We start from the raw sequence: 5,074 nt of genomic DNA on the forward strand, positions 1-5,074 counted from the left end.
GTTTGTCCGGTTGTACCCCCGCTCCCGTCTGTCCGGCCCACCACACGGCCGGCCGGACCGTCCGACCCGGCCGCACCACCGGGACCCGCTCGACGACTCCCGAGGAGAACCCGTGCACTCCCCCACACGACACCGCCGGCCCGTACGCCGGACGGTCACGGGCCTGCTGGCCGCGACCGTCCTCGCCGCCCCCCTGACCCTCGTCACCGCACCCGCGCAGGCCGCGGCCGGCGACGACTGGCTGCACGTCCAGGGCAACACCATCGTCGACTCAACCGGCAAGGAGGCCGTCCTCTCGGGCGTCAACTGGTTCGGGTTCAACGCCAGCGAGCGGGTGTTCCACGGCCTGTGGTCGGGCAACGTCACCGAGATCACGAAGCAGATGGCCGACCGCGGCATCAACGTCGTGCGTGTCCCCATCTCGACGCAGCTGCTGCTCGAGTGGAAGGCCGGCACCTTCCTCAAGCCGAACGTCAACACGTACGCGAACCCGGAGCTCGAGGGCAAGAACAGCCTGCAGATCTTCGAGTACTGGCTGACCCTGTGCCAGAAGTACGGCATCAAGGTGTTCCTCGACGTGCACTCCGCCGAGGCCGACAACTCCGGGCACGTCTACAACATGTGGTGGAAGGGCTCGATCACCACCGACGACGTGTACGCCGGGTGGGAGTGGGCCGCGACGCGCTGGAAGGACGACGACACGATCGTCGGCGCCGACATCAAGAACGAGCCGCACGGCACGCAGGGGTCGACCGAGCGCGCCAAGTGGGACGGCTCGACCGACAAGGACAACTTCAAGCACTTCGCCGAGACGGCCTCGAAGAAGATCCTCGCGATCAACCCGAACTGGCTGGTGTTCGTCGAGGGGATCGAGATCTACCCGAAGCCCGGCGTCTCGTGGACGTCGACCGGCCTCACCGACTACTACGGGACATGGTGGGGCGGGAACCTGCGCGGCGTGCGCGACTTCCCGATCGACCTCGGGGCGAACCAGGACCAGCTCGTCTACTCGCCGCACGACTACGGGCCGCTCGTCTTCGACCAGAAGTGGTTCCAGAAGGACTTCGACAAGGCGTCGCTCACCGCGGACGTCTGGGGGCCGAACTGGCTGTTCATCCACGACGAGGACATCGCGCCGCTGCTCATCGGCGAGTGGGGCGGCCGGCTCGGGCAGGACCCGCGGCAGGACAAGTGGATGGCCGCGCTGCGCGACCTCATCGCCGAGCGGCGGCTCAGCCAGACGTTCTGGGTGCTCAACCCGAACTCGGGCGACACGGGCGGCCTGCTGCTCGACGACTGGAAGACGTGGGACGAGGTCAAGTACTCGACCATGCTCAAGCCGACGCTGTGGACCCACGGCGGCAAGTTCGTCGGGCTGGACCACGCCGTCCCGCTCGGCGGGGTGGGATCGACCACCGGGATCTCGATCTCGCAGGTCGGCAGCACGTCCGACACGACCGCGCCGAGCGTGCCCACCGGCCTCGCCGCGGGTACGCCCACGGCGACGACGGTGCCGCTGTCGTGGTCGGCCTCGACCGACACGGGCGGGTCCGGGGTCGCGGGGTACGAGGTGTACCGCGGCTCGACGCTCGTCGGCACGACCACGACGACGTCCCTGACGGTCTCCGGCCTGACGGCGGACACCGCGTACACGTTCACGGTGCGCGCCAAGGACGGTGCGGGCAACGTGTCCGCGGCCTCGTCCGCGGTGTCGGTGCGCACGGCGGCGGGCACGGGTGACACGACCGCGCCGAGCGTCCCGACCGGGGTGACGGCGGGGACGGCCACCACGACGTCGGTCCCGCTGACGTGGACCGCCTCGACGGACACCGGCGGCTCGGGCCTCGCGGGGTACGACGTGTACCGCGGCACGACGCTCGCGGGCACGACGACGACGCCCTCGTTCACGGCCACCGGGCTGACCGCCGGCACGTCGTACGCGTTCACCGTCCGGGCGCGCGACGCCGCCGGCAACGTGTCGGCCGCCTCGACGCCCGTCACGGCGACGACCGCGTCCGACACCCCCAGCGGCTCGTGCGCGGTGGCGTACACGGCCAACGGGTGGAGCACGGGCTTCACCGCGTCGGTCAAGGTCACCAACACGGGGACGTCGGCGCTGAGCGGCTGGACGCTCGCGTTCGACCTCCCGGCAGGCCAGGCGCTCACCCAGGGCTGGAGCGCGCAGTGGTCGCAGACCGGTACCCGCGTGACCGCGACGAACGTCGCGTGGAACGGCGTGCTGGCGGCGGGCGGGAGCGTCGAGATCGGGTTCAGCGGGAGCCACGCGGGCTCGACGACGGCACCGACGGCGTTCACCGTGAACGGCGCGACCTGCGCCGTTCGTTGACGCGGCAGGCCTGACACGGGGCCGGTGGGTCGCGGGACACCCGCAGCCCACCGGCCCCGGCGCGTCCGGCCTAGGCGTCGAGCAGCCGCGCGAGCTCCGCGAGGAACGCGTCGACGTCCTCGCCGGTCGTGTCGAACGCACACATGAGCCGCACCTCGCCGCTGTCGGGGTGCCAGTCGTAGAACCGCCACGTGCGGCGCAGCTCCGCCGACACCGCGGGCGGGAGGACCACGAACACGCCGTTCGCCTCCGTCGCGCGGGTGACCGAGACGCGGCCGTCGAGCGCGTCGAGGCCCGCACGCAGCCGAGCCGCCATCGCGTTCGCGTGCCGGGCCGAGCGCAGCCACAGGTCGCCCTCGTACAGCGCGACGAGCTGCGCGGAGACGAACCGCATCTTCGACGCGAGCTGCATGTCCATCTTGCGCAGGTAGGGCAGGCCGTCGACCGACGCCGGGTCGAGCACGACGACGGCCTCGCCGAACAGCAGCCCGTTCTTGGTGCCGCCGAGCGACACGACGTCGACCCCGGCGTCCGTCGTGAACGCGCGGAGCGGCAGGTCGAGGGCGGCGGCGGCGTTGGCGATCCGCGCGCCGTCGACGTGCAGCCGCATCCCCAGGCCGTGCGCCTGGTCGGCCAGCGCCCGGACCTCGTCGGGCGTGTAGACCGTGCCGAGCTCGGTGCTCTGGGTGATCGAGACGACGCCCGGCTGCGCCCGGTGCTCGTCGCCGAAGCCCCAGGCCTGCCGGGCGACGAGCTCGGGCGTGAGCTTGCCGTCGGGCGTGGGGACGGTCAGCAGCTTGAGCCCGCCGACACGCTCGGGGGCCCCGTTCTCGTCGGTCTGGATGTGGGCGGACTCCGCGCAGACGACCGCGCCCCAGCGGGGCAGCAGCGCCTGGAGCGACACGACGTTCGCCGCGGTGCCGTTGAACACCGGGTAGGTGGTCGCCCCCGCGCCGAAGTGCGCGGCCATGACCTCCTGGAGTCGTGCGGTGTAGACGTCCGCGCCGTACGCGGTCTGGTGCCCGCCGTTGGCGGCGGCGAGGGCCGCGAGGACCTCGGGGTGGGCCCCGGCGTAGTTGTCGGACGCGAAGTGCCGCTCGTCGGCGTCGTGAAGTCGGGTCACGGGACCAGTCTGCCCCGGCACGACGGATGCCCTGGACACTCGCCCTGCACTCCCCTGTGGCCTGCGGCATGATCCGTGCACACCGTCGAGGAGGAACCCCTTGCAGGAGATCGAGCACGACCCGAACGACGACCGCAACGAGACGTTCACGGAGCGGATGGACCGCAACTGGGACGAGCTCCTGCAGGAGCTGCGCGTGACGCAGACCGGCACGCAGATCCTCACGGGCTTCCTGTTCACGATCCCGTTCCAGCAGGCGTTCTCGTCGCTCGACGCCTACCAGAAGGACCTCTACCTGGTGCTCGTCGTGCTGGCCGTCCTCGCGACCGCGCTCATCGTCGCGCCCGTCAGCATGCACCGGGTCCTGTTCCGCAAGCGGCTCAAGCCGCAGCTCGTGTCCGCGGCGAACATCTTCGCGCGCGGCGGGCTCGTCGTCCTCGCGCTCGTCCTGGCAGGCGGGGCGATGCTCCTGTTCGACGTCGTCAGCACCCGCCAGATCGGGTGGGTCGTCGGCGCGGCGTCGCTCGTCGTGCTGTTCGGCTGCTGGTGGGTCGTGCCCCGCCTCGTGGCCCGCTCCGCACGGGGCTGACCGGACTCGCGCGTCCCAGGTGCATCCGGACGTGGCCTCCGGCCGGAAGGAGGGGTGTCAGCAGCAGCACCCCATCCTGGAGGTCACCATGCGCGCTCGTCCCCTCGCCGGCACCGCCGCCGGCGTGCTCGCCCTCGCCGCACTCGCCGCGGGTGCCGGACCCGCCACCGCCGCGGACCCCGCCCAGCTGTCCGTCCTGCACGGCGTCCCCGGGCTCACCGTCGACGTGTGGGTCAACGGCGAGCGGACGCTCGACGACTTCGCCCCCGGTGCGCTCGCCGGTCCGCTCGAGCTGCCCGCGGGCACGTACACGGTCGCCATCACGGCGGCGGACGCCGCGGACGCGAGCAGCCCGGCGATCGGCCCGGTCGACCTGGCGCTCGAGGCGGGCCGCAACTACACCGCGGCCGCGCACCTCGACGCGTCGGGCAACCCGACCGCGACGCTGTTCACGAACGACACGTCCGCCGCGGCCGCCGGGCAAGGACGCCTGACGGTGCGGCACATCGCCGCCGCGCCGGGGGTCGACGTGCTCGCCGGCGGGACCGCCGTCGTCACCGACCTGACGAACCCGGAGGAGGCGGTCCTGGACCTGCCCGCCGGCACGGTCTCGGCGAGCGTCGTCGCGACGGGCACGACCGAGCCCGCGCTGCTCGGCCCGGCCGACGTGCCCGTCACCGAGGGCACGAACACGATCGTCTACGCCTGGGGCAGCGCGACCGCGTCGCCCGCGACGCTCGCGCTCGCGACGCAGACCGTGACCGGGCTGCACTCGGCGCCGTCCGGCGTGGACGCCGGTCAGGTCGGTCTCGTGTCCGAGCCCGGCACGAGCCCGTGGCTGCTCGCGGTCGGCGCGCTCGCGCTGCTCGGTGTGGTCGGGCTCGCCGTCGCCCGTCGTCGGGACGCCGTCCCCGCGACCGCGCGGGCGACGGCGCGGCCGGACGAGGACCGCTGAACGGGCACGACGTGCTCGGTCCTCGCCGCCGCACCCCGTCCCGGACCACGGCGTCGGTCG

Annotated in this window: 4 protein-coding genes; 3 read left to right on the forward strand and 1 reads right to left on the reverse strand. The window is 72.7% G+C overall.

Annotated features, from left to right (window positions below; genetic code table 11):
* The first annotated feature begins 112 nt into the window (after positions 1–112).
* Entirely contained in the window at positions 113–2,347 is a 2,235-nt protein-coding gene (locus tag CBZ_RS15830) for a cellulase family glycosylhydrolase (RefSeq protein ID WP_130782459.1), read from the forward strand.
* Positions 2,348–2,417: 70 nt separating this feature from the next.
* Here the strand turns inward: CBZ_RS15830 and CBZ_RS15835 are convergent, their stop codons facing one another.
* Positions 2,418–3,470 carry a threonine aldolase family protein gene (locus CBZ_RS15835; RefSeq protein WP_130782460.1) on the reverse strand — a complete coding sequence of 351 codons (1,053 nt, stop codon included), beginning with the start codon at positions 3,468–3,470 and terminating at the stop codon, positions 2,418–2,420.
* 100 nt (positions 3,471–3,570) lie between these two features.
* Between CBZ_RS15835 and CBZ_RS15840 the strand changes: the two genes are divergently transcribed.
* Entirely contained in the window at positions 3,571–4,059 is a 489-nt protein-coding gene (locus tag CBZ_RS15840) for a DUF6328 family protein (RefSeq protein ID WP_130782461.1), read from the forward strand.
* Between the two features lie 88 nt (positions 4,060–4,147).
* Positions 4,148–5,014, forward strand: a complete 867-nt coding sequence (locus CBZ_RS15845; protein WP_130782462.1) for a DUF4397 domain-containing protein — start codon at positions 4,148–4,150, stop codon at positions 5,012–5,014.
* The last annotated feature ends 60 nt before the right edge of the window (positions 5,015–5,074 follow it).

Source organism: Cellulomonas biazotea (assembly GCF_004306155.1).
In the GTDB taxonomy this organism is placed as follows: domain Bacteria; phylum Actinomycetota; class Actinomycetes; order Actinomycetales; family Cellulomonadaceae; genus Cellulomonas; species Cellulomonas biazotea.